This window comes from Kiritimatiellia bacterium, assembly GCA_028715905.1.
In the GTDB taxonomy this organism is placed as follows: domain Bacteria; phylum Verrucomicrobiota; class Kiritimatiellia; order JAAZAB01; family JAAZAB01; genus JAQUQV01.
On sequence record JAQUQV010000074.1, the window covers coordinates 3596 to 9122 of the forward strand.

3 protein-coding genes are annotated in these 5527 nt (G+C 50.2%); all 3 read right to left on the reverse strand.

Annotated elements, in window-relative coordinates:
- Positions 1-3503: beta galactosidase jelly roll domain-containing protein (locus PHP98_10815; GenBank protein ID MDD5484118.1), on the reverse strand; the 3503-nt coding region annotated here is incomplete at its 3' end.
- Positions 3504-3575: 72 nt separating this feature from the next.
- A complete protein-coding gene (locus PHP98_10820) occupies positions 3576-4979 on the reverse strand; it encodes a hypothetical protein (protein MDD5484119.1) in 1404 nt (467 codons plus the stop codon).
- Positions 4976-5527: aminotransferase class III-fold pyridoxal phosphate-dependent enzyme (locus tag PHP98_10825; protein MDD5484120.1), on the reverse strand; the 552-nt coding region annotated here is incomplete at its 5' end. The genes PHP98_10825 and PHP98_10820, both read right to left, overlap by 4 nt.

The window sequence follows — 5527 nt, forward strand, 5'->3', positions numbered from 1 at the left end:
TCCACCTGGAACCAGTCGGTCTCAACGCTTAAATCAATGCCGCCCATGATTCCAGTCTCATTGCCGGCATTGTCTGCTACGCTGCATCTTATTTTCCATAGGCCTTTCCCAAGCTTGAATGGTTTTTCATAGGGACGGCCGCGGTTAGCGAACGATTTATCTAACCCGATAATCCGCGCCGATTTCACGCCTGACAACTCGTCCGTTGCGTCAAACCTGAATTCCGTGTTTGTGTTCGCATAATAAGTTCCTCCCTCCTGCCTCATCTGGGGAGTCGTTATCACTTCTACTTTCGGTTTGGTAAAATCAATGCCGATCTCCTTAACTTCTTCCTTGCCGTCTTTTTTAAGATAGACTTTGTTCACTCCTTCCCGGTCAACAACGATAATCTTCCCTGTTTTCCACCCGCCATCATTGATGCGATATTCCACTTCGTTATCATAACTCATGCATACTTCCTTGTTGCTCCAAACGATATTGGAAGCGGATGTTGCCGCCGTTTCCTTCCTTTCTTCCGGCTTATTGACAATCAGGGTCCTGCCTTTTGCGAGATTCCTGAGAATTTCTGCGTCCAATGAATCCGTCGGATGGAAATCAGAATTGCCGACATAACGCAGGATATTATCCATCAATGTTGCACACGATGGATTTTCCACATCAAAGGGGAACGAATAACAATCCGGATCATTGGGCCCGCAATTCGCAACAAGCAAACGTCCTTTTCCGACCTGTTTTTCAAAAATCGCGGCCTGCTTGCGCACGTCCGCCGGATAACTGATGACTTCCAGGATCGGATCAAATTTTGTCGGCAGATTGTCAAGCACGATAACCTCATCGCCCGCAGGCTCGATAATCGGGACAAAAAGCCAGTCGCCCCATCCTTCGTCGGGAAGATTGTCAAATATTTTATGACGATTGATTATCACCCCAACATTTACATTCAACTGACCGGCCTTGCCTGGTATGCTTGGGCCTGTTATGGTGCGAATAGCCGGAAACGGCTTGCTTCCCAGAAGCAAGACATCTCCTCCGTTATTCAAATGGTCAACCTCTTTTTCGCCGATTCTGGATACTATCCACAATTTCCCCTGTGAATCATCCGTCAGATCAGAGATTCCAGGGTAGCGCCCTTTCAATCTGTCAAGCGCCGGTTGGTCCGCCGCCGCTTTTACTTCCGGGGCTTTCTGCCTGGGCAATACCCAGAAATCCCAGTCGTTTTCCAGTTGATAATTTTTATCCTTCAATACGACCGCCAGGTTGAGTTTTGCGGTCTTTTCAACTTTCGGCCATTTAATCTCAAGCTTCTTCAATTCGCTGACCTGGCCGTTGGCTATCCGGGGCAGGTCCCATTCGCCTTTTTGCACGATTTTTTCGCCGTCTTTCAATTCCCAGCAAAGCTTTCCGTCCTCTACCGGGGTTTGCCCGTAAAGCGAAACCATGATGTCGGCGTTAAACGCGTCTTCGCTCCAGAATGAGTGATTGATGCTGTCCCCGGCCCAATCAAGCAATATTACGCTTTCTCCAAAATACTTGCGCAGTTTTTCAATTGAGTCCCCGGGTTTTAATTGCAAAAATTCATCGCATATACCGGATGGATAAAGACGTTCCCCCCATACTGAAGAATCAGTCATCCCCAAAAATTCATATCCTGCCAGCTCGCCGCATTTCCGCGCTTTCTCCACGCAATATTTCCGCATGATTGAGTTTATCTTCCCGCTGTTTTCGCTGTAAGTTTTCCAGCGCTCCAGCAAGCCCGCTTTTTTAAGGTCGTTTTCCAGATTGACATACATCCACGGCGACATCCAGCCGGTATGCTTGGTCTTATTCTCCGGATTGAGATATGATGAGCGCATCCATATTTCATGCACAACCGTCGGACGCTGGTAAATATCATAGCGGGCGTTCAATTCCCGCCAGGGACCTTTGAAAAAATGATACCCCAGTTCGCCGTCCATACCCGTGAAGCTTCCGAAAAGATCGGCGATTTTTGTGTATTCCGCCAAGCGTTTTGCATGATGCGGAAACGGCTTTTGCGTTAATTCCTTTTGATCTTCTTCCGTGAACCCATATTCTATTCCACGCACACCATCAACAGGAAGAACCAGGCATTCAGATGTCATTGATTTGACAAATTCATTCTGCTTCTTTAATTGTTCTATCTGTTTTTCGTCAACATAGTATTCAGCGCTGAAAATATATATGCCCATGCTTGGATGACTGCGAGTCCAACGCAATGCCGGCGCCCAAACTTCCTTAAAAGCATCTGAACCTTTTTTTCTGATTAACGAATTTAAGACATATTGGCTTTCTCCCGTTTGATTAATTATTCCCAATTCATCTGCCGCCTCCAATAATCCAACAGGAGCGACCCGCCATTCAAAATTATTATAATTCCACCCTATCTCCTTCATCCTTCCCAGATATTGCAGCCAATATTCCTTTGACGTCGGGATCATGCCGGTATTGGGAAAATATGGAACTCCCAGCTCCCCTCTTAAATAGACGGGGCTGCCGTTAAGAAATAATTTCCTTCCTTCATATGACCATTTTCTCAATCCGAAACGCCGTTCTCCCTTGTCCCATTCTTTCCCATCCACAATCCATTTGAGAGACGTATGATACAAATTGGGCTCCCGATCGCTCCATGCTTTGATTGCCGGGATCGTCTTTTTCCATGTCACTTTCCGCTGTTTTGCGAATGGAGGGACGGAAACATTGCCTTCCGCCAAGATTTTATTTTCCTTTGCATCCCTGATTTCCCATTGAATTATGGAGTCTGTCGCAGTCCCATCTCCAACATTGTTTTCCAATTCAAGTTCCCAGACCACTTCATGTAAATCCGCTCCGGCATGAGGATAGATATCGGCGATACTTCCTTTTCCTCCGGATACATGAATTGTCAATGATTCAACAATGCCTGAAGCCTTCCCTCCCCCGCCCAGATAGCTCCAACCTCCTATATCTTTTGTATTATCCATTGAAATAATCAGTTCATTGGATGCCCCGACATTCAGATGGGAACTCAAATCAACTTTAAAAGGGGTATAAACTCCATAATCATAAGATGCAATATGCTTGCGGTTCAGCCAGACATGAGCCTGCCCCGCCCCAATCCTGCCGATCGTCAGGACAACGGATTTATCTTTCCAGTCCACGGGAGCGTCAAATTTTGCCCGATACCAGCCTATTCCGGCCAAATATTCCACCGGTATATTTTTGCCGACTTCGCTGAACTTCGCGTCCTTCCACCATGACGTATTTTTTAATTTATCACGCTGTTCATCCCACAAGCCGGGGACTTTGATCTTCGCGTCAAACGCCGTCTCCGGAGGAAGATCAGGAATCTCTTTCGCCGCCGGCAACGTATAGGTGAAATCCCATTCCCCGTTCAACGAAATATCCCCGGCAGGGACGCTGTCATTCCAAAACGACTTGACCGAGCTTTCCCCGTTCACCGCGCATGCCAAGGAGAAAATCCATCCCAGCAGTAAGCTTCCAAACATCTTGCATTTTCTTGCCGGCTTCATCTTGCCTCCATATATCTGGATTTTCTTCTCGTATCTCTTAAACCCGACTCACAGCGCAATATGTTTCCATTGTTGCAGGGAAGCCATTTTGCCGGCGGCCGCGGCGTGTTTGCCGGGCGCGGATGCCAGATGGTGGGTGCCGCCGGCCAGGCTGTATTTTGTGAGAAAATCGCCGGCCGGTTCCCGCAGTTTGACAACCCAGTGCGGAATGTCAAAATTCCTGAACGGCGGCATATCCATGATTTCGGTTTCGGCGGTGATAATATAAAAATCGCCGCGCCGGTCCGTGGTCAGATTGCATAACGTTACCGGCCCGGGTTCCAGCGTAAAGTGCATGCCGGCGTATGGCTTTACGCCCGGCGCCCAGAAATCCTTGCGCACCAGGCGGATTTTGCGGTCCTTGCGCGCCAGGGCGGGATTGCACTCCTGCATATGCGTCATGACCATCAGGTTGCGCTCGTAGTCAACGGTATATATTTCCGTAAAATTCGCGGCGCCGCACAATTGCCGCAATTGCGCCATGAAGGCGGCGATGGTAACGTTGCCCTCGCCGGCATACCCAAGCCCCTCGGCCAGCAGTTTATTGATGCCCAGAAAAGGAATGGCGGGAATGCGGCCGTCGGCGATCAGGTCGCGGAAATTCATGCTGAAAGCATCCAGGTCTTCCTCTTTGACAAGCATCCGCAAGGCTTCTTCCAGCCGGAGCGACAAGAGATGAATGTCTTCCGGGAGATTGGAATCCACGTCAAATGTCTTCAAATCCTCATCCAGTTTTTGTTTCAGCAGCGTTTCATCCGCTTTGCCGATTAACTGGATGAAGCGGGTGAAACTCAGCCTGATCACAGCCGGTCCCCAGCGGCAGAGCATGGCGGTCTCATCCACGCCGAAATCGCCCATGTCCTGAAAGGGACTGCCCAGCAGGCCGACGCGCATTTTCCCGGCAAATCGCACGGCCCTGGCCGCATGCAGCCATTCGGCCAGCTTGACAAGCGCGGCCTGATCACGGTAATGCCCCGATTCCATGCCGAACGGTTTGCCGCTGCGCATCAGCACATTGGCAAGGTCCTGCGCGCCCTGCGCGACGTGGTTCATCAGCAGGTCGTCATGGCTGTAATTGTCCGTTATGGAGCTGGCTTCCTGAGTGTTCCAGATCACAATCGGCAAGGAGCTTTGAATCACCGGGCGAACAGTCGCAAGGCTGGCCGTATAACACAGCGGGATCAACAGCAACGCATCGGCCTCTTTTTGCCCGGCCTCCCTGACCGCCTCTTCAACTTCCTTTTGCGCGCAACAATGCTTTGAGCCGCAGAAGTCGGCGTAAGGCCTGATTTCATCCAGGAACCGCTGGAATTGCGCCGCCTGCCGCCGCACATAATCAGGCATTGTCTGCCGGTAATATTCCAGGCCCAGTCCAAGGGCGTGAACGAGCGGTTTTTTGATTTCTTTTTTCATTTTCGTAAAACAAAGCAAACCGACTTGTCAAATTTTTCCAGAATTTCATCGCATTCCTTTTTGTTGACGATCAGCGGCGGCTTGATTTTCAGCACGTTTTTGCGCACTCCGCCCAGGCCGAAAATGACGCCGTTTTTCATGCCGGCGTCGCGGATGGCGACGGTTTCCTTGTCAAGCGGCGTTTTGCTTTTCCGGTCCCTGACGAACTCCACGCCGATATGCAGTCCGGCCTGCCGAACTTCGCCGATTTCCGGATGTTTTTCCATCATGGACTTGATCTGTTCCCCAAGGTAGAGCCCCATTGCCCGGCAGTTTTCCAGGACGCCGGCTTCCAGCATGGCAAGCTGTTTCGCGGCCGTCACCATGGAAAGCGTCGGGTTGGCGAAAGTATGCAGTTCCTCGGTGTCCGGCTCAAACCCCTTCAATTTATCGGATATGACAATTGCGGCCAATGGCAGACCGGCGCCCAGTCCCTTGCCCAGCACGATTATATCCGGCTTGACGGAAAAATAATCGGCGGCAAACATTTCGCCGATGCGGGCGAAAGT